General features: G+C 60.4%; 21 protein-coding genes. 11 read left to right on the forward strand and 10 right to left on the reverse strand.

Annotated elements, in window-relative coordinates:
- Positions 1-10: 10 nt before the first annotated feature.
- The gene (yiaY, locus tag BLW22_RS04565; protein ID WP_065928250.1) at positions 11-1,159 is read left to right on the forward strand and encodes an L-threonine dehydrogenase; all 1,149 of its coding nucleotides are present in this window, start codon (positions 11-13) and stop codon (positions 1,157-1,159) included.
- Here yiaY and BLW22_RS04570 read toward each other — a convergent pair.
- A complete protein-coding gene (locus BLW22_RS04570) occupies positions 1,126-2,313 on the reverse strand; it encodes an MFS transporter (protein WP_074844369.1) in 1,188 nt (395 codons plus the stop codon). The genes yiaY and BLW22_RS04570 overlap by 34 nt on opposite strands.
- 901 nt (positions 2,314-3,214) lie before the next feature.
- On the opposite strand from BLW22_RS04570, the gene BLW22_RS04575 reads away from it, so the two are divergent.
- From BLW22_RS04575 to BLW22_RS04595, 5 genes are all read left to right on the forward strand, one after another.
- A complete protein-coding gene (locus BLW22_RS04575) occupies positions 3,215-3,889 on the forward strand; it encodes an NAD(P)H-binding protein (protein ID WP_074844372.1) in 675 nt (224 codons plus the stop codon).
- Positions 3,889-4,818 carry a LysR family transcriptional regulator gene (locus BLW22_RS04580; RefSeq protein ID WP_074844375.1) on the forward strand — a complete coding sequence of 310 codons (930 nt, stop codon included), beginning with the start codon at positions 3,889-3,891 and terminating at the stop codon, positions 4,816-4,818. Before BLW22_RS04575 ends, BLW22_RS04580 begins: the two co-directional genes overlap by 1 nt.
- 68 nt (positions 4,819-4,886) lie before the next feature.
- Entirely contained in the window at positions 4,887-6,080 is a 1,194-nt protein-coding gene (locus tag BLW22_RS04585; RefSeq protein WP_065928246.1) for a CaiB/BaiF CoA transferase family protein, read from the forward strand.
- Entirely contained in the window at positions 6,077-7,018 is a 942-nt protein-coding gene (locus BLW22_RS04590; protein WP_065928245.1) for a hydroxymethylglutaryl-CoA lyase, read from the forward strand. Before BLW22_RS04585 ends, BLW22_RS04590 begins: the two co-directional genes overlap by 4 nt.
- Positions 7,019-7,077: 59 nt before the next feature.
- The gene (locus tag BLW22_RS04595) at positions 7,078-8,409 is read left to right on the forward strand and encodes an MFS transporter (RefSeq protein WP_027604361.1); all 1,332 of its coding nucleotides are present in this window, start codon (positions 7,078-7,080) and stop codon (positions 8,407-8,409) included.
- Here BLW22_RS04595 and BLW22_RS04600 read toward each other — a convergent pair whose 3' ends face one another.
- Positions 8,410-8,898 carry a DMT family transporter gene (locus tag BLW22_RS04600; protein ID WP_074844378.1) on the reverse strand — a complete coding sequence of 163 codons (489 nt, stop codon included), beginning with the start codon at positions 8,896-8,898 and terminating at the stop codon, positions 8,410-8,412.
- 77 nt (positions 8,899-8,975) lie between these two features.
- On the opposite strand from BLW22_RS04600, the gene BLW22_RS04605 reads away from it, so the two are divergent.
- A complete protein-coding gene (locus BLW22_RS04605; protein ID WP_235865554.1) occupies positions 8,976-9,884 on the forward strand; it encodes a LysR family transcriptional regulator in 909 nt (302 codons plus the stop codon).
- A gap of 7 nt (positions 9,885-9,891) precedes the next feature.
- Here BLW22_RS04605 and BLW22_RS04610 read toward each other — a convergent pair whose 3' ends face one another.
- Both BLW22_RS04610 and BLW22_RS04615 read right to left on the reverse strand, forming a co-directional pair.
- The gene (locus BLW22_RS04610) at positions 9,892-10,176 is read right to left on the reverse strand and encodes a type II toxin-antitoxin system RelE/ParE family toxin (RefSeq protein WP_074844384.1); all 285 of its coding nucleotides are present in this window, start codon (positions 10,174-10,176) and stop codon (positions 9,892-9,894) included.
- The gene (locus BLW22_RS04615) at positions 10,166-10,405 is read right to left on the reverse strand and encodes a CopG family ribbon-helix-helix protein (RefSeq protein ID WP_065928241.1); all 240 of its coding nucleotides are present in this window, start codon (positions 10,403-10,405) and stop codon (positions 10,166-10,168) included. Before BLW22_RS04615 ends, BLW22_RS04610 begins: the two co-directional genes overlap by 11 nt.
- A gap of 100 nt (positions 10,406-10,505) precedes the next feature.
- Here BLW22_RS04615 and fos point away from each other — a divergent pair, with 100 nt between their 5' ends.
- The 3 genes from fos to BLW22_RS04630 all read left to right on the forward strand — a co-directional run bounded on the left by fos (position 10,506) and on the right by BLW22_RS04630 (position 12,258).
- Positions 10,506-10,916, forward strand: a complete 411-nt coding sequence (gene fos / locus BLW22_RS04620; protein ID WP_074844387.1) for a fosfomycin resistance glutathione transferase — start codon at positions 10,506-10,508, stop codon at positions 10,914-10,916.
- A gap of 54 nt (positions 10,917-10,970) precedes the next feature.
- The gene (locus BLW22_RS04625; RefSeq protein ID WP_027604357.1) at positions 10,971-11,612 is read left to right on the forward strand and encodes a LysE family translocator; all 642 of its coding nucleotides are present in this window, start codon (positions 10,971-10,973) and stop codon (positions 11,610-11,612) included.
- 118 nt (positions 11,613-11,730) lie between these two features.
- Positions 11,731-12,258, forward strand: coding sequence for a DUF4142 domain-containing protein (locus BLW22_RS04630; protein ID WP_027604356.1), 528 nt, complete (start codon positions 11,731-11,733; stop codon positions 12,256-12,258).
- Positions 12,259-12,312: 54 nt separating this feature from the next.
- Here the strand turns inward: BLW22_RS04630 and BLW22_RS04635 are convergent, their stop codons facing one another.
- Complete coding sequence (locus BLW22_RS04635) at positions 12,313-12,738, reverse strand: low affinity iron permease family protein (protein ID WP_027604355.1); 426 nt, start codon at positions 12,736-12,738, stop codon at positions 12,313-12,315.
- A gap of 175 nt (positions 12,739-12,913) precedes the next feature.
- Here BLW22_RS04635 and BLW22_RS04640 point away from each other — a divergent pair, with 175 nt between their 5' ends.
- The gene (locus tag BLW22_RS04640; protein ID WP_074844389.1) at positions 12,914-13,696 is read left to right on the forward strand and encodes a GNAT family N-acetyltransferase; all 783 of its coding nucleotides are present in this window, start codon (positions 12,914-12,916) and stop codon (positions 13,694-13,696) included.
- Here the strand turns inward: BLW22_RS04640 and BLW22_RS04645 are convergent, their stop codons facing one another.
- The 5 genes from BLW22_RS04645 to BLW22_RS04665 all read right to left on the reverse strand — a co-directional run bounded on the left by BLW22_RS04645 (position 13,697) and on the right by BLW22_RS04665 (position 16,397).
- Positions 13,697-14,197 carry a methylated-DNA--[protein]-cysteine S-methyltransferase gene (locus BLW22_RS04645; protein ID WP_065928237.1) on the reverse strand — a complete coding sequence of 167 codons (501 nt, stop codon included), beginning with the start codon at positions 14,195-14,197 and terminating at the stop codon, positions 13,697-13,699.
- Positions 14,198-14,290: 93 nt separating this feature from the next.
- A complete protein-coding gene (locus tag BLW22_RS04650) occupies positions 14,291-14,632 on the reverse strand; it encodes a hypothetical protein (protein ID WP_065928236.1) in 342 nt (113 codons plus the stop codon).
- An 88-nt stretch (positions 14,633-14,720) separates the two neighbouring features.
- Entirely contained in the window at positions 14,721-15,131 is a 411-nt protein-coding gene (locus tag BLW22_RS04655) for a type II toxin-antitoxin system HicB family antitoxin (protein WP_074844392.1), read from the reverse strand.
- A gap of 22 nt (positions 15,132-15,153) precedes the next feature.
- Positions 15,154-15,336, reverse strand: coding sequence for a type II toxin-antitoxin system HicA family toxin (locus BLW22_RS04660; protein ID WP_003189411.1), 183 nt, complete (start codon positions 15,334-15,336; stop codon positions 15,154-15,156).
- Positions 15,337-15,500: 164 nt separating this feature from the next.
- Entirely contained in the window at positions 15,501-16,397 is an 897-nt protein-coding gene (locus BLW22_RS04665; protein WP_065928235.1) for a LysR family transcriptional regulator, read from the reverse strand.
- Between the last annotated feature and the right edge of the window lie 7 nt (positions 16,398-16,404).

Here is a 16,404-nt window from a genome sequence, read left to right on the forward strand (position 1 = left end):
AGGATTCGCCATGAGCAGCACCTTCTTCATTCCCGCCGTCAACATCATGGGCACCGACTGCCTCGACGAAGCCATGAACGCCATTCGCAACTACGGTTTTCGCAAAGCGCTGATCGTCACCGACGCAGGCCTGGCCAAGGCGGGCGTGGCCAGCATGATCGCCGAGAAGTTGGCGATGCAGGACATCGATTCGGTGGTCTACGACGGCGCCAAGCCCAACCCCAATGTGGAAAACGTCGAGAAAGGCCTGGCGTTGCTGCAGCAGAGCGCCTGCGATTTCGTAGTGTCCCTGGGCGGCGGTTCGCCCCATGACTGTGCCAAGGGCATCGCCCTGTGCGCCACCAACGGCGGGCATATCAGCGACTACGAAGGCGTCGACCAATCCAGCAAGCCGCAGATGCCCTTGGTGGCGATCAACACCACCGCCGGCACCGCCAGCGAGATGACGCGTTTCTGCATCATCACCGACGAAACCCGCCACGTGAAAATGGCTATCGTCGACCGCAACGTCACGCCACTGCTGTCGGTCAACGACCCGAGTCTGATGGTCGGCATGCCCAAGGGCCTCACCGCCGCCACCGGCATGGACGCCCTGACCCACGCCATCGAAGCCTACGTGTCCACGGCGGCCACTCCGATCACTGACGCCTGCGCGATCAAGGCCATCGAACTGATCAGCGCCAACCTGCGCCTGGCCGTACGCGACGGCAGCGACAAGGCCGCGCGGGAAAACATGGCCTATGCCCAGTTCCTCGCAGGCATGGCGTTCAACAATGCGTCCCTGGGTTTCGTGCATGCCATGGCCCACCAACTCGGCGGTCTCTACGACCTGCCTCACGGCGTGTGCAACGCGGTGCTGCTGCCCCATGTGCAAAGCTTCAACGCCAGCGTCAGTGCCAAGCGCTTGAGCGATGTCGGCCGCGCGCTGGGCGCGGACACCCAGGGTATTACTGTGGAAGAGGGGGCTCAGGCGGCCATCGCGGCTATTCGAGCGTTGTCCCAGGACGTTGAAATCCCCGCCGGCCTGCGCGAACTGGGGGCCAAGTTGCAGGACATTCCGCTGCTGGCTACCAATGCATTGAAGGACGCGTGCGGGCTGACCAACCCACGGCGCGCCGATCAGCGTCAGATTGAGGAGATCTTTCGCAGCGCGTTCTGATCTGTCCGGCAACTGGCGGCACATATAAATGCGCCGCCAGCCAACGCCACGCACAAGAGCGCCAATGGCCATGCCTGCTGACTCACCAGCAGGCTTGCTACGCCGCCGATCAACGCCGCCATCAACTGATGCATGAAGCCGCTCAAGGCGATGGCATAGGAACCGCCGACCGGCGACTGATCATTAGCCAGTGACAAACTGATGGGGTAACTCATCGATTGCCCAAATATCGCCAGGCAATAGGGCAGCCACAACAACAGCGCGATCCCGCTGGCAAACACACTGCCCAACAGCATCAGCGCCGCTCCCGTTAACGCCAGCCCCACGCCCCAGCTCATCATCGTCAACCGCCCCATCCGCGCGACGAAGCGGTTGACCATCAACGCCCCCGCCAGATAGGCCCCGCTGATCGGCCACCCCAGCCAGCCGTACTGCGCCGCGCTCCACTCGAAACGCCCTTGCAGTATCAGCGGTGCACAGGTGTTGAAGGCAATGATCACCCCATAGCCCAGCCCACCGGCCAATGCTGCGTGTAGAAAGGGGGGATGACGCACAATCGTGGTGTAGATCCGCCAGGCTGAGTCTGGCGAATCAGCCTTCTTCGCTGACGGAAACACCACGCTTTGCAACACAGCAATCAACGTGACAGCACTTATTGCCAACCCATAGAAAATGGCCTTCCAGCCGAAGGCCACCTGCAACAGCGACCCCATGAACTGGCCGATACCTAGCGCGATCACAAACGTCATCCCCAGCCACGACAACCCCCTGGCCAAAAGCGCCCCGCTGAAACTGTCCCGCACCAACACCCTGGCCATGACCGCGACTCCACCCGCCCCCAAACCCTGAATCAGCCGTAATGACAAAAAAGATTCGACGTTAAATGCCGATGGAATCGCCGCGCTTGCCGAGGCATATATCGCCAGCGCCGCCAACAGGACCGGCTTTCTGCCAAAACGCTCCCCCAGGCTGCCCCAGAGCAACATCGGCAGCGCCATGCCCATCAGGTACACCGCCAGGGCCAGTGCGACGTAGTCCTCGGCGGCGAGCAGGGACTGGGCGATGACCGGCACAGCGGGCAAATAGCTGCTAATGCCGACTTGGGCGAGGAAGGCGGCGCAGCAAGCGAGGGCGAGACGGGTGGTGTTTTTCAAGGGGCGGCGTCCTGCGCCTTAAGTTCTGCGTACGTCATCGTAAATGGCTTCCTCTGTATAGATACGAACAATGATTAAAACTTATGCTCACTGAGATGTAAGAGTGCGTATGTGGCGGTTGGGTATAGTTGATGCGCAATTTATTTTGCGTCTTTGTGTTCCTGTATTAAGTCTTTCAACTTTGAATAAAGCAATGATCTCCAAATGCTGACAGGTCGTGGCAGTTATCCAGATAAAGGAAGAGTCCGTAACCCGCTTTCAAATAGAGCAGGCTATCAATGTCTGCTAATCCCTTATGCTGTATGCGCCGTCTGCGAAGTAAGCGAAATTTTTACGTTTTTTGCCTAAGTCTTCGATCCGGCACATGTCATTGTGAGGCGCTATTTTTACTTCTATTTCATCTGCGCACGAGGCTTTAACAGGCCGAGATATGACGTCGTGCAGAAGTGATAGGGTTTTCGCTCATGTTTATCGATAAGTTGGTTGTTGTCTTGAGCTTTTACATTGAGTTCGCAAATTCGACCTGACTGTGATGTCGGCCTGATCTATTGGTTTCTTGTAGTTTGTTGACTGGGTTTTTGATTGCATATTTCTCACTTGCTTTACCTGTCCTTGGGTAAGGCAGGAACAGTAAATGGAAGTTTTTGATAGGGTAAGTCAGATATTTCCCATGCGGGCTACTCTGGATGGACATTTTGTTGTGAGTAAGTTCCTACATTTTGTAAGTTCCAATGGACATCCAGCCGATGGGTGAATGAAAGCAGTGGGGGGCGTTCGCGTTTTGTTGAGGTCGTATCCCGCAGGATTGAGTAAGGTGTCCACTTACCGGCCGGATGTGACGATGGCCTTCAAGGACCTGTCTCTTGGGTAGTCGAAACCAAATGGATGAAGGGAGTACTTGATGAGAGTTCTGTTATTCGGTGCCACCGGCATGGTCGGCCAGGGCGTCCTGCGCGAGTGCCTGCTGGCCGATGACGTACAGGAAGTCGTCGCCGTCGGCCGCACGCCCCTGACCCGGGAACACGGCAAGTTGCATCAGGTGTTGCACAGCGACATGCTGGATTTCCAACCCCTGGAAAACCTGCTGCAAGGGTTTGACGCGTGTTTCTTCTGCCTCGGCGTCTCCTCGGCGGGCCTGAATGAAACCAAGTACACCCACCTCACTTATGACCTGACCCTCGTCGCCGCCAGCACCCTGGCGCGGCTTAATCCGCAAATGACGTTCATCTACGTGTCCGGCGCCGGTACCGACAGCTCCGAGGCGGGCAAGTCGATGTGGGCGCGGGTCAAGGGCAAGACCGAGAATGCCCTGCTGCGCCTGCCGTTCAAGGCGGTGTACCTGTTCCGGCCGGGGATCATTCAGCCGCTGCACGGTGTGCGCTCGAAGACGCCGTTGTATCAAGCCTTCTATTCCGTGCTCGGGCCAGTGCTGTCGTTGGTGCGTCGGGTCAAGCCGGGCTGGGTGGTGAGCACGGAGACTGTCGGCCGGGCGATGCTCGCGGCGGTGCGCCATGGCGCGCCGCAATCGGTTGTGGAACAGGCCGAGATCAATCGCCTGGCGTCCGAGCGCGCCTGATGTTGCACAAGAGCCTGGTGCGTCGCCTTGACTTGATCACCCTGCAGTTGTTCGTCGCGGTGTTCGAAGAGGGCACCCTGACCCGCGCCGCCGCCCGCGAAGCCATCGCCGTGTCGGCAGCCAGCAAGCGTTTGATGGAGCTGGAGCAGGTGCTGGGGGTGAGCCTGTTCGTGCGACGGGCCAAGGGCATGGACCTCACCGCCGCCGGCGAAACCCTGCTGCATCATGCTCGGCAGATGCTGTTCAACGTGGAAAAAATGGGCCTGGAGCTTGGCGAGCACAGCCACGGCGTGCGCGGTTACGTGCGGATGCTGGCCAATCTCTCGGCGATTATTCAGTTTCTTCCGGAAGACTTGCGGGATTTTTCCGAGCTGCATCCCGAAGTGAAAACCGACCTCGAAGAGCGCCCCAGCAATGGCGTGGTGCAAGGCGTGCTGGATGGGGTGGCGGACCTGGGGATCTGCTCCAGTGATACCGACACCAAGGGCCTGCCCAGCGTGACCTATCGCCACGACAAACTGGTGGTGTTGATGCCGGCGGATCACCCCTTGGCGCCGCGCAAAAGCCTGGCCTTCGCCGAGACCCTGGACAGTGACTACGTGGGCCTGCACGCCGCCAGCTCGATCAACATGCGCACCCACGCCGCCGCGCGCGAGGCCGGCAAGACACTGCGCCTGCGTATTCATGTGCCGGGCTTTGATGCTATGTGCCGGATGGTCCAGGCGAACATGGGCATCGGCATCCTGCCGCTGAAGGCCTATGAGTTGTTTGGCCGTGCCCTGGGCCTGCATGCCGTGCCACTGACCGATGCCTGGTCGGACCGCAGTTTGATCCTGGTGGTGCGCGATGAGGCGCAGTTGTCACCCGTGAGCCGGCTGCTGTTCGATTACCTGAGCGTTCGCATTCAGCGAACGCTCCTTGCCAACTGACGGTTGGATTTTTCCTGTCCCTGTCCTCTAGCCTTGGCTGCACATTCCAAGAATAAGAGGTACACCCCATGACGGCTCCCTTGAGCGGTATCAAGGTGATCGAGATCGGCACGCTGATTGCCGCGCCGTTCGCCGCCCGGCTGATGGCCGAGTTCGGTGCCGAGGTGATCAAGATCGAAGCCCTGGGGCAGGGCGATCCACTTCGTAAATGGCGAAAGCTGCATGAAGGCACCTCGCTGTGGTGGTACCTGCAATCGCGCAACAAGAAATCCCTGGCGCTGGACCTCAAGTCCGCTGAAGGCCTGGACCTGATCAAGCAACTGCTCGGCGACGCCGATGTGCTGATCGAAAACCTGCGCCCCGGTGGCCTGGAAAAACTCGGCCTGGGCTGGGACGTACTGCACGCGCTCAACCCCAAGCTGACCCTGGTGCGTATCTCCGGCTACGGCCAGACCGGCCCGTACCGCGACCGCCCTGGTTTCGGTGCCATCGGCGAAGCCATGGGCGGGATTCGCTACACCACCGGCAACCCCGATTCGCCCCCGGCTCGGGTCGGCGTCAGCCTCGGCGACTCCCTGGCGTCGTTGCATGGCGTGATCGGCGCGCTGATGGCGTTGTTGCGGGTCAAGACCGGCCAGGGCGACGGGCAGATTGTCGATGTGTCCCTGGCGGAAAGCGTGTTCAACCTGATGGAAAGCCTGGTGCCCGAATACGACATGCTCGGCCACGTGCGTGAGCGCAGCGGCGGTGCCTTGCCCGGTATCGCACCTTCGAATACCTACCTGACCGCCGACGGTGCCTATGTGGTGATCGCCGGTAACAGCGACCCGATCTACAAGCGCCTGATGACCACCATCGGCCGTGCCGACCTGGCCGAAGCCGCCGAATTCGCCCACAACGATGGTCGTGCGGCGAAAAGCGCTTTGCTCGATGCCGCCATCACCCACTGGACCAGCAGCCTGCCTATCGAGCAGGTGCTCAGCGCCCTGGAAGCCGCCGAAGTGCCGGCCGGGCGCATCTACTCCGTGGCCGATATCGTCAGCGACCCGCACTACCAGGCGCGCGACATGTTGCTCAATGCCGAGCTGCCGGGCGGTGTGTCGGTGAAGATGCCCGGCATCGTGCCCAAGCTCTCGGAAACCCCCGGCGCCGTGAACTGGCAGGGCCCGAGCCTGGGCCAGCACACTGATGACATTCTCGGCAGCCTGGGCCTTACGGTTGCCGACATTCAACGCCTGAAAACCTCGGGAGTGGTGCAATGATCACTGACTATTGCGACCCGCTGATCGTGCAGGAAGTGTCCCCGCGCGATGGCCTGCAAATCGAACCGACCTGGGTTGAAACCGCTGACAAGATCGCCCTGATCGACCAGCTTTCCCTGGCCGGGTTTTCGCGGATCGAAGCCGGTTCTTTCGTGTCGCCCAAGGCCATCCCTGCATTGCGCGATGGCGAACACGTGTTCCAGGGCATCGAGCGTAAAGCCGGTGTGATCTACGTTGCGCTGATCCCTAACCTCAAGGGCGCCCAGCGCGCCGTCGAGTCGCGCGCCGATGAACTGAATCTGGTGATGTCGGCCAGCCAGACCCACAACCTGGCGAATATGCGCATGCGGTGCGAGGCGTCGTTGGCGGCATTCGGCGAGATCGTCAGCTTTGCCGCCGGGCACCCGGTACGCCTCAACGGCAGCATCGCCACCACCTTTGGCTGCCCGTTCGAAGGCAGGATCGATGAAGACCGCGTACTGCAACTGGTCGACGCCTATCTGCAACTGGGCATCCAGGGCATCAGCCTTGCCGACACCACCGGCATGGCCAACCCGCGCCAGGTGGAACGCCTGGTCAAGCGCGTGTTGCAACGCGTGCCCGCCAGCGACCTGACCCTGCATTTTCATAACACCCGCGGCCTGGGCCTGTGCAATGTGCTGGCCGCCTACGAAGCCGGGGCACGGCGTTTTGACGCGGCGTTGGGTGGCCTGGGTGGGTGCCCGTTTGCGCCGGGGGCGTCGGGCAATATCTGCACCGAGGACCTGGTCAACCTGTGTGAAGAGGTCGGCATTCACACCGGAGTCGACCTGCCGCACCTGCTGAGCCTGTCCCGCCGCTTGCCGGCCTTGCTGGGCCATGAATTACCCGGCCAGGTGGCCAAGGCCGGGCGCAATTGCGACCTGCATCCGCCGCCGGACTACATCGCCGCCTTGTAACGCCATACCAGACAACAAAAACAATCGGACGCCTGTGAGCAGTCCGCTGGAGAGAAACCATGAGCACTAATACGTTGGAGGCCGGCGCGCGCCCGGCCGCTGAAATCGATGCCGAAAAAGCCCTGGTCAGCAAGGTCGCCTGGCGCCTGATGCCGCTGATCATGGTGTGTTACCTGTTCGCGTTTTTTGACCGCATCAACATCAGCTTTGCCAAGTTCCAGCTGCAGGCCGACCTCAGCCTGAGCGACACCGCCTACGGCCTGGGCGCCGGGTTGTTCGTGGTGGGGTATGTGATCTTTGAAGTGCCGAGCAACATGATGCTGTACAAGGTCGGCGCGCGGCGCTGGATCGCGCGGATCATGATGTCGTGGGGCCTGGCCACGGCGGCCATGGTGTTTGTCACCGCCGAATGGCAGTTCTATGGCCTGCGTTTCATCATCGGTGCGATGGAGGCGGGCTTCGCGCCCGGTGTGCTGTATTACCTGACGTTGTGGTTCCCGCAGCACTTCCGCGGGCGCATTACCTCGATGCTGTTCCTGGCGTCCGCCTTTGCCGGCCTGGTAGGTGCGCCGTTCTCCGGCCTGGTGCTGGAACACCTCGACGGCGTGCTGCAGATGCGCGGCTGGCACTGGCTGTTCCTGCTCGGCGGCTTGCCCTGCATCGGCTTGGGCTTGCTGGTGCTGACCTTGCTCAAGGACCGTATCGAAGACGCGCACTGGCTGACGCCGGCGGAGAAGACTTTGCTGTCGAGCCGTATTGCCCGGCATGAGCCGAACACACATGGCGGCTCACTGCTGTCGGCGATCCGCATTCCCGGCTTCCTGATGCTCGGGTTTATCTACTTCCTGATCCAGGTGGCGTCTTACGGCCTCAACTTCTGGGCGCCGCAGCTGATCCGCAGCGCCGGCACCCAAAGCCCGGTGATGATCGGCCTGCTCACCGCGATTCCCTATGTGTGCGGCGCGATCAGCATGGTGGTGATCGGGCGGCTGTCGGACGCGACCGGCGAGCGCCGCAAGTTTGTCTGCGGCTTGGTGGTGCTGGGCGCGGTAGGCTTCTTCAGTGCCGGGATCTTTGCCGACCACACCACCTTCCTGATCATCGCCCTGGGCATGTTGGGCGCCGGCATCATCGCGTCGATCCCGACCTTCTGGACCCTGCCGCCCAAGTTGCTGGCCGGTGCCGGCGCAGGCGCGGCGGGCGGGATTGCGGTGATCAATACCCTCGGGCAGTTCGGCGGCATTGTCAGCCCGGTGATGGTGGGGCGGATCAAGGACCTTACCGGCAGCACCACCCCGGCACTCTATGTGATCGGCGTGTGCGCGTTGTTGGCGGCGGCCCTGCTGCTGTGGGGCCTGCCGCAAAAGCTGCGCACCCTCGACAAGGCCTGATCAGCCGGCGTTTGTCAGCGCTCGGGCCGGTGTGGCGCTGAACTGAATCAACGCCACGCCGCCCATCAACAACAACGCGCCAAGGATTCGGGGCGTTGTCAGTGAGCGCTCGGCCAAGCCAAACAGGCCGAAGTGATCCAGCAGCAGCGACGCGAGAATTTGCCCGGCCATGGCCAGGGCGATAAATCCCGACGCGCCCAGCTTGGGCAGCAGCGTCAACGCCAGCGCGATAAAGCACACGCCAAACGCGCCCCCGGCCCACATCCACAGCGGCGCCTTGGTGATAAATGCGAGGCCGGGCAGCGGCAGGCGCAGCGCCACGATCACCGGCAGCAGCACGAGGATGCTCACCAGCAGCGACGCCAGGGTGACCCACAACGGATGCCCAAGGCCGCGTCCGAGGTTGGCATTGATCGCACTTTGAAACGGCACTACCGCCCCGGCGATCACCGCCAATAACAAAAAACCGGCCCAATGCAAAGTCGTCATGGCGAATCTCCCAGAGGTTTTGCTGGACTCTAGGCTATTCGTCACGCAAATTTAAATTCCAAGTTTTTATACAGAACATGCAGCTGATGAATGATCTGCGCCGCATCGACCTTAACCTGTTGGTGGTCCTTGACGCCTTGCTCAGTGAGCAACACGTCACCCGCGCCGCCGAGCGTTTGCACCTCAGCCAGCCGGCAGTGAGCCACGCGCTGGCGCGCTTGCGCGATTTATTGGGTGACCCGTTGCTGGTACGCCAGGGCGGCATGTTAGTGCCCACGGCCCGTGCCCTGGAGTTGGCGGTGCCATTGGCTGAAGCCCTGGCCCAGGTGCAGGCGCTGCTGGCGCCGAATCGCTTTGACCCGGCATCGGCCAAGCGCCGGTTTCGCGTGGCGATGTCGGACTACAGTGCGGCGATTTTCCTGCCGGGTCTGGTCCGCGTCCTGCGGCGTGAGGCGCCCGGTATCGACCTGCAAATCATCCAGGCCAGCCGCGAAGGCATGGTCGACGGTGTGCTCAATGGTGATCTGGACCTGGCTGCCGGTGTCTTCCCCGACATGCCCGCCGAGCTGCGCACTGCGCCGTTGTTCGAAGAGCATTACACCTGCCTGCTGGACCGCAACAGCCTGCCGCACAACGGTGCGCTCGACCTGCCCACCTACCTGTCGCGCCCCCACGTACTGCTGGAAATGCGCGGCAGCGGCGCGCCGGAAATCGAACGGGCGCTGACGGCGATTCGTGAACGACGGCACGTGGCGATCAGCCTGCCGCACTGGGGCGTGGCGCCGCAATTGATTGAGGGCACGGACTTGATTCTCACCGTATCGTCGCGAGGCTTGCTGAATATTGATCACCCGCATCTGGTCGCCGTGGCGCCGCCGTTTCATATTCCGTCGTTTACCTTTGAACTGGCGTGGCATGCGCGACGAGGCGGGGATTCGGGGTTGCAGTGGTTGATTGGGCGAGTGCAGGGAGGGTTACAGGGCTGAATGGTTGCTACCAGGATGTCGGTGGCTGGCGACGTGTATGAAAAATTCGCATCACTTGTAATCGTCCATCTCGAATCCGGTAGGGAACGATGTAAGGCCATCGAGGCACTACCCACTCCCGCGTTCCTGGCACTCGACCTTCCTTTCCCACTGCAGGAAATTCAGCGACATGTCCTAGCCCAACCATGATGGCCTGGACGAACTCATGGGCGGCTTTGGGATTTTCCTGCGCAATGTACGCGGCTTCATCATCAAGGTTCTTGAGGGCTGTCCTCAGCCACTCAACCTGCATTGGTGCGCCATTTATCGGCGACGGCTTTTACTTCCGCAGCCGTTGCGAACTCGCCTGCGTCTGCTTCTTTCAATGCTTTTTGAATTTCTTCGATTTGCCACGCTTCGCGCGTCAAATATTCGCGTAATGCATCGACTGCGAGAAAGGATTTGCTGCGCCCGGTCGCCTTGGCGAGACTGGCAAGCGTGGCGGCGATGTCTTCGGGTATGCGTAGGGACATAACAGACATGGGGAGCCTCGATGTAGTGATATGTAGTGCAACATACTACATTGTCATCTCTTCACGATTTACCCCCGTTCGTCAGGGGGATCCGATAAGGAAAATGCTCATGCTCTCAGGCCTCAATCACTTGACCCTGTCGGTCACCGATTTGCAGCGCAGCGTCGGGTTTTACCATGAGTTGCTGCAACTCAAGCTCGACGCCACCTGGGACTCCGGCGCCTATTTGTCATTGCCGGGCCTATGGCTATGCCTGTCGCTTGATCCGCTGCGCGAGTCGAAGCCAGGGGCCGATTACACCCACTATGCGTTTACAGTCGCAACGAGTGAGTTCGCTGCGCTGGTCTCGCGTCTGCGCGCCGCCAAGGTGCAAGAGTGGCGCGACAATCGCAGCGAAGGTGCCTCGTTCTATTTCCTCGATCCCGACGGCCATAAGCTCGAAGCCCATGTCGGCGACCTGGCTTCGCGTCTGTTGGCTTGCCGCGACAATCCCTATGCGGGAATGAGGTTTTACCCATAGCGCAGGAACGTGCAGAATCCGTCCACCTTCCCATGCTTTGTCAGAGTCGCGCCCATGACCCCCTCCTTGCTGCTCGCCGTCCTCGCTTCGGGTTTTATCTACGGTATTACGCCTGGCCCCGGCGTATTGGCGGTGTTTGGCATCGGCGCCGCCCGGGGGCGTCGTGCCGGGGCGGGGTTTCTGTGCGGGCACTTGCTCGGCGATGTGCTGTGGTGCAGTACGGCGCTGATCGCGATTGTGGGCGCGCGGGAAGTCGGCAGCAGCGCGTTCGATGTGCTCGGCGTGCTCAGTGGGCTGTACCTGTTCTGGCTCGGCTGGCGCGCGATTCGTACCCAGCGTCGCAGCAGTGAAGCCCCCCAGGGCGCGGCGCGGCATCCGTTCTGGCACGGCATCCTGTTCGGCTTGACCAACCCCAAGGCGTATCCGGTGGCCGTGGCGACATTTACTGCATTGCTGTCCAGCCGCGCCGAATTGCTGACCTGGTCGATGCTGCCGGCGTTGATCTTCCTGAGCTTCGTCGGTGGCCTGTTGGCCTACGCGATCCTGATCGGCGTGGTCGGTGCCCAGCGGGTGCGCACCGTGTATCAGCGCCATGAAATCCTCATCACCAGGCTCTGCGGCGTGATGTTTATCGGCTTCGCCATCAATGCCCTGGCCCATGCGCTGCCAGGCCTGTTCGGCAGCAAACCCGCCTGACGGGCCACGACCGTTCGTCGCACGGGTAAGTTTTTTCTAAACCTTTGCCGCCCGGAAAATTCGAATTCAGGGCGAGGTGTCTTTCCCCGCACCTATTTTTGCCCTGGAGGAACCCATCATGAGCCGCATGGCTATCCGGTTACGCACCGCCAGTTTCGCGATGCTGCTGGGCCTCGGCGCCAGCAATGCTTTCGCCCAGTCGCCTGCTGAATTCATCGAGCAGGCTTCGGCCAAAGGCATGGCCGATATCGAAACCAGTCGCATGGCCCACGCCAAGACCTCGTCCCAGGAAATCAAGGACTACACCATCGAGGTGATCAACGAGCGCACCCTGGCCAACCAGCATTTGGCGGCGATCGCCAAGAAGCTCGACCTGCCAGTGGCCCCACGGGAGAAGATCGTCGACAAGGCCGAAACCCTGATGCCCGAACTCAAGGACGGCGACTCCTTCGACGCGGCCTACACCGCGCAGCAAGTGAAGGAAAACGAAGACGCCATTGCCCTGTTCAAGCGCGAAGGGGCGGCCTCGGACGTGCCGGAAATCAAGGCACTGGTGGATGAGACGCTGCCCAAGCTGGAAGAACGTCTGCAAAAGGCCCGAGCCCTGGCCTCGACCTACGGTAAGGGCCATCAAGGCGACGGTTGAGCCCTTCGCTTGATATGAAAAACGGCGGTTGGATCATGTCCAACCGCCGTTTTTTTACGCCTGGTTCAGGTCGGTTTTGTTCGGGGCCGCGTCATCGGCCGCGTGGCCGCAACTGCTGTTCAGGCTTACGGTGCCGGTGTTGCCGATGCTGCGGTATTCCTGGCGCAGTTTTTCCAGCTCCTTGCGGTCCAGGCCATCCAGGCTCAGCACGGCGTTCTGCGCATCCTTGGAGACCCGCAGCAGTTCATCGATCTTGATGTGCAGGATGTCGTTATCGCGGTTTTGCGTGTTCTGGATCAGGAACACCATCAGGAAGGTGATGATGGTGGTCGAAGTGTTGATGATCAACTGCCAGGTGTCGTTGTAGTGGAAGTACGGACCGCTCAAGCTCCACAGGAAAATCAACGCGACCGCCGCATAGAACGTCCGGGCACTGCCTGCCCAACGGGACAGGGATTGTGAGACTGCAGAGAATTTCATGACCGTTTTCCTTAAAGGTGAGTGATGAAAATACTGACCACAGGCACGCTCTGAAATTTCTTTTTACAACTTAGGGTGTGAACAACATTGTGCGTTTTCTGCAGGGTTCTTAGGAGTGAGCCTACGGCGCTCTGCAGCGATAGGCGCAAGACTGGGTTTTTATGCGGAAATTCCCATGCACGCTGATACCGCCTGCGACCTGCCTACGCTTTATCACCAGACCGAAGATCATTATTTCGCCGCGACGTGCTCGCAGCATCGCCACTACAACGCTTGTATCAACGCTTACTTTACCGGCGAATATTTCGACCCGTGGAACCTGCTGTTTATCCGAGTCGGCAGTGCCCCGATGGGGGGGGCTATGGCAGCGCCCCTGGACTTGCTTCGTCGTATCTTTCTGGATACGCGCGTCGTGATTCATGAGGAAAAGGTCGGTGCGGTAGCCGAGGCCCTCATCGGGCTGGGTTTTCAGCCTGCCGAAAAGACCACTGCGATGGTCCTCGATCTGTCGGGCTTTGTTTCATCTACGGATGACCGCTCGGTGCAGATCAGCTTGACTCGGAACCTGGCCCACTGGGCAGTTCCCCTTGGCAATGCGTTTTCGATGGCGCCCGAGGGTGTTGCACGTTATCAAGCCCGGCACCAGCGGGCTCTTGAAGCGGGCCAATCGCTTCACCACTTCATCCTTTCCACCGAGGGGCAGGTGAGGTGTTCGTTGACTTTATCCATGTGGAATGGGGAGGCACGGCTTAGCGATTTCGGCACGCTCGTGGATTTTCGCGCAAGAGGTTATGGCACACGATTGCTTCAAGCCGCCCTTCTTCACGCTGCAAGCCTGGGGGCCCGGCGCTGTTTTCTTGAAGCGACGATGGAGGGGATCTCGCTGTATCGCAAGCTGGGTTTCGAAGGCTTATTCGATTACCAGGCTTTTACTCGGGGGCCGGTTGCAATCGCCTGATCAGAAGCTCATTTTCACCTGGCTGCGGTCCTCAAGCGTCAACAGATACTGCTTGGCGTCGAGTCCTCCGGCAAACCCGGTCAAGGTGCCCGAGGCACCAATCACTCGATGGCACGGCGCAATGATCGAGATAGGATTGCGCCCATTGGCAGCGCCCACGGCACGTACGGCTTTCGGGTTGCCGATCTGCCGGGCGATCTGGCTGTAGCTGCGGGTTTCGCCAAAAGGAATAGTCAGCAGCGCCTGCCAGACCTGCTTCTGAAAGGCGGTACCGGTGAAATCCAGTTCCAGGTCGAATGTGTGGCGAGTCCCCGCAAAGTACTCCTTCAACTGGCGCTCGGTTTCCAACAGCACCGGGCTGTCGTTGGCTTCGTGCAATTGACCCAGGCGCACACGGTTGGCGCGCTCGACTTCCCACAGGATGGCACTGAGCTTGCCATCGCGCGCCACCAGGGTGAGCTCACCGACAGGGGAAGGCATGAGCTTGTATTCGTAAGGCATGAGCGGGCTCCTCGAGGGGCAGTTGTTAAACGCTACAGGCCTACGGTATTGCCATCCGCCGGACTGAACACTACGTTTCTTGCGGTGGAATTCTTACTGGCCCTGGACATTCCAGTAAACCCAGTTGGAATAGTACGGGTACCAGTAGAACCAGGAAATCCTGTAGAGCCCCATGATGACTGAGGCCTCCCCGATGGCGACCAGGGAAATCAGATTGAACAGCGTGACGATTGCAGCGAATACGGTCACGCCTCGGCTGGCATGGCGCCTGGCAAACCCTACGCCGTAGACGGACGCGGCGATTGATCCGAGCGCCAGCCCCAGCCCCAAGGGATACGGAAGCCGCACCAGCGCGACCAGCAGTGGCAACACCAGAACCCAGCCGAGCACTTGGCGCAGTACAGGTGTGGATGTGGGTTGTTTGGGTTCAATCATGGCAATAACCCTGGGGTCGCAAGCTCAATGAAGCGACATCATCACGCTATGGATGCAGTGCCGCATTCAGACTTTGCTCCCGTTGCAGCTACCGATCCTGTTGCAGCACCTTGAGCGCCGCCGACGCGAGGAAGCCGGAGCGGCTTTTTTCCTCCGGGTGGTGCAGTACATATTCATCGATGCGGTTGAGCAGGTAGCCCGGCAATGTGATGTTGAGTTTTTGCGCCTTGCCCAGGTACTTGGTGACATCGATGTCTACAATCGCCCAAGTGCAGCCGGCGTACTGAGGGTTGGCGGCATGCACGGTGACCTTCTGGGCGCTCGGGATCGGCGCGCCGTCTTCCGCGAGGATTTCGAAGTGCCCTTCGATGGCTTCGCGCGCCATGGCCATGGCGTCGTCCAGATCGTCACCGGCAGAGTAGCAACCGGGAATATCCGGGACTTCCACGCCCCAGGCGTGATCGTGGTCACCAGTTGAAATTGCGATGGGGTACAGCATGTTCGTTGTTCTCCAGGGACGATTAACTCAACAGAGCTTGTTTCAAAATGCTCTTGGCGGTCTTGTCCAACAGGTCTTTCTTTGGATGGGGGATCGTCACCAAGCCAGGCTTCGTCGGGTGCTTGAAGTGGTGATGACTGCCTCTGATGCGCACCAGGTACCAGCCGTCTGCGACGATGTGACCTATCAAGTATCGGCTATCCACAGCACCTCCTTGTGGTGTGTGTTGGTGGTGACTATAACCACTTAAAATAAATTATCAACACTCTACCTACCGGTCTTCGATGACCGGCATTTCGGCAGATGGTGAATGCAGTGTAAGAGCGAGTGGGATCGGCGCAGCGGGGAGATATTGCGGGGTTTTTCGGGTCATTGCCGGATGTGTAATGCCTCTTCGATAACGGCAAGAAACGCGTCAATCAACACACTGTGTCTTTCGGTCGGCGTCAACACCAACAACTGCGCACACGCATCCGCCTCCACCAAAGGCCGATAAGTCACGCCCTTGTTCATCAAACTCCGGGTACAGGCCGGTACCAGCGCCACCCCTTGCCCGGCGGCCACCAGTGCAATGATCGAAGTGATCTGCCGTCCGGTCGGCCCGGCATGCAGGGGCACGCCATGGTGGCGGTAAAGCTGCTCGATGGACTGGTTCAGCCCCGAGCCGTAATCGGCTGGAAACAGAATCAAAGGATAGGCACTGAGCTGCGCCAGGCTGATGTCGGCCAGGCTGGCCAACGGGCTGTCACTCGACACCGCTGCCACCAAGGGTTCCTCGCCCAACGACAGCGCTTGCACTGCGTCGTTTTGTGGCAACAGCCGGCTCAACCCAATATCCAGCCGTCCATCGGCCACTTGCGCACCGAGACTGCCGGAGGCGCATTCCACCAGGGTCAGTTGCACATCGGGAAAGCGTTGGGCGAAGGCCTGGATCGATTGGCTGAACAGGTCCGACAGGGCAATCGAGCTGACGTAGCCCAAGGCCAGTTGACCCGCTGTCCCTGCTGCCAACTTCCCGGCAATCACCTGAGCCAACTCCACCTGTTCCAACACGCCACGTGCATAGGGCAAGAACGAGCGTCCCTGTGCGGTGAGGGTCACGGTGCGGCTGGTGCGATCGAACAGCTTGAAACCCAACTCTGCCTCCAGCGCTGAAATATGCCGGGTCAAAGGCGGCTGGGCCAGGTGCAGGCGCAGGGCGGCGCGACCGAAGTGCAATTCTTCGGCGACGGTCAGAAAGTAACGCAGCTTGCGTAGGTCGAGCATCCTGATC

Source organism: Pseudomonas marginalis (assembly GCF_900105325.1).
Taxonomy (GTDB): domain Bacteria; phylum Pseudomonadota; class Gammaproteobacteria; order Pseudomonadales; family Pseudomonadaceae; genus Aquipseudomonas; species Aquipseudomonas marginalis.

Bases quoted from the DNA above. Each gene is read 5' to 3' on its own strand.
- yiaY (WP_065928250.1), top strand. From the start codon at position 11: ATGAGCAGCACCTTCTTCATTCCCGCCGTCAACATCATGGGCACCGAC.
- BLW22_RS04575 (WP_074844372.1), top strand. From the start codon at position 3,215: ATGAGAGTTCTGTTATTCGGTGCCACCGGCATGGTCGGCCAGGGCGTC.
- BLW22_RS04580 (WP_074844375.1), top strand. From the start codon at position 3,889: ATGTTGCACAAGAGCCTGGTGCGTCGCCTTGACTTGATCACCCTGCAG.
- BLW22_RS04585 (WP_065928246.1), top strand. From the start codon at position 4,887: ATGACGGCTCCCTTGAGCGGTATCAAGGTGATCGAGATCGGCACGCTG.
- BLW22_RS04590 (WP_065928245.1), top strand. From the start codon at position 6,077: ATGATCACTGACTATTGCGACCCGCTGATCGTGCAGGAAGTGTCCCCG.
- BLW22_RS04595 (WP_027604361.1), top strand. From the start codon at position 7,078: ATGAGCACTAATACGTTGGAGGCCGGCGCGCGCCCGGCCGCTGAAATC.
- BLW22_RS04600 (WP_074844378.1), bottom strand. From the start codon at position 8,898: ATGACGACTTTGCATTGGGCCGGTTTTTTGTTATTGGCGGTGATCGCC.
- BLW22_RS04605 (WP_235865554.1), top strand. From the start codon at position 8,976: ATGCAGCTGATGAATGATCTGCGCCGCATCGACCTTAACCTGTTGGTG.
- BLW22_RS04610 (WP_074844384.1), bottom strand. From the start codon at position 10,176: ATGCAGGTTGAGTGGCTGAGGACAGCCCTCAAGAACCTTGATGATGAA.
- BLW22_RS04615 (WP_065928241.1), bottom strand. From the start codon at position 10,405: ATGTCTGTTATGTCCCTACGCATACCCGAAGACATCGCCGCCACGCTT.
- fos (WP_074844387.1), top strand. From the start codon at position 10,506: ATGCTCTCAGGCCTCAATCACTTGACCCTGTCGGTCACCGATTTGCAG.
- BLW22_RS04625 (WP_027604357.1), top strand. From the start codon at position 10,971: ATGACCCCCTCCTTGCTGCTCGCCGTCCTCGCTTCGGGTTTTATCTAC.
- BLW22_RS04630 (WP_027604356.1), top strand. From the start codon at position 11,731: ATGAGCCGCATGGCTATCCGGTTACGCACCGCCAGTTTCGCGATGCTG.
- BLW22_RS04635 (WP_027604355.1), bottom strand. From the start codon at position 12,738: ATGAAATTCTCTGCAGTCTCACAATCCCTGTCCCGTTGGGCAGGCAGT.
- BLW22_RS04640 (WP_074844389.1), top strand. From the start codon at position 12,914: ATGCACGCTGATACCGCCTGCGACCTGCCTACGCTTTATCACCAGACC.
- BLW22_RS04645 (WP_065928237.1), bottom strand. From the start codon at position 14,197: ATGCCTTACGAATACAAGCTCATGCCTTCCCCTGTCGGTGAGCTCACC.
- BLW22_RS04650 (WP_065928236.1), bottom strand. From the start codon at position 14,632: ATGATTGAACCCAAACAACCCACATCCACACCTGTACTGCGCCAAGTG.
- BLW22_RS04655 (WP_074844392.1), bottom strand. From the start codon at position 15,131: ATGCTGTACCCCATCGCAATTTCAACTGGTGACCACGATCACGCCTGG.
- BLW22_RS04665 (WP_065928235.1), bottom strand. From the start codon at position 16,397: ATGCTCGACCTACGCAAGCTGCGTTACTTTCTGACCGTCGCCGAAGAA.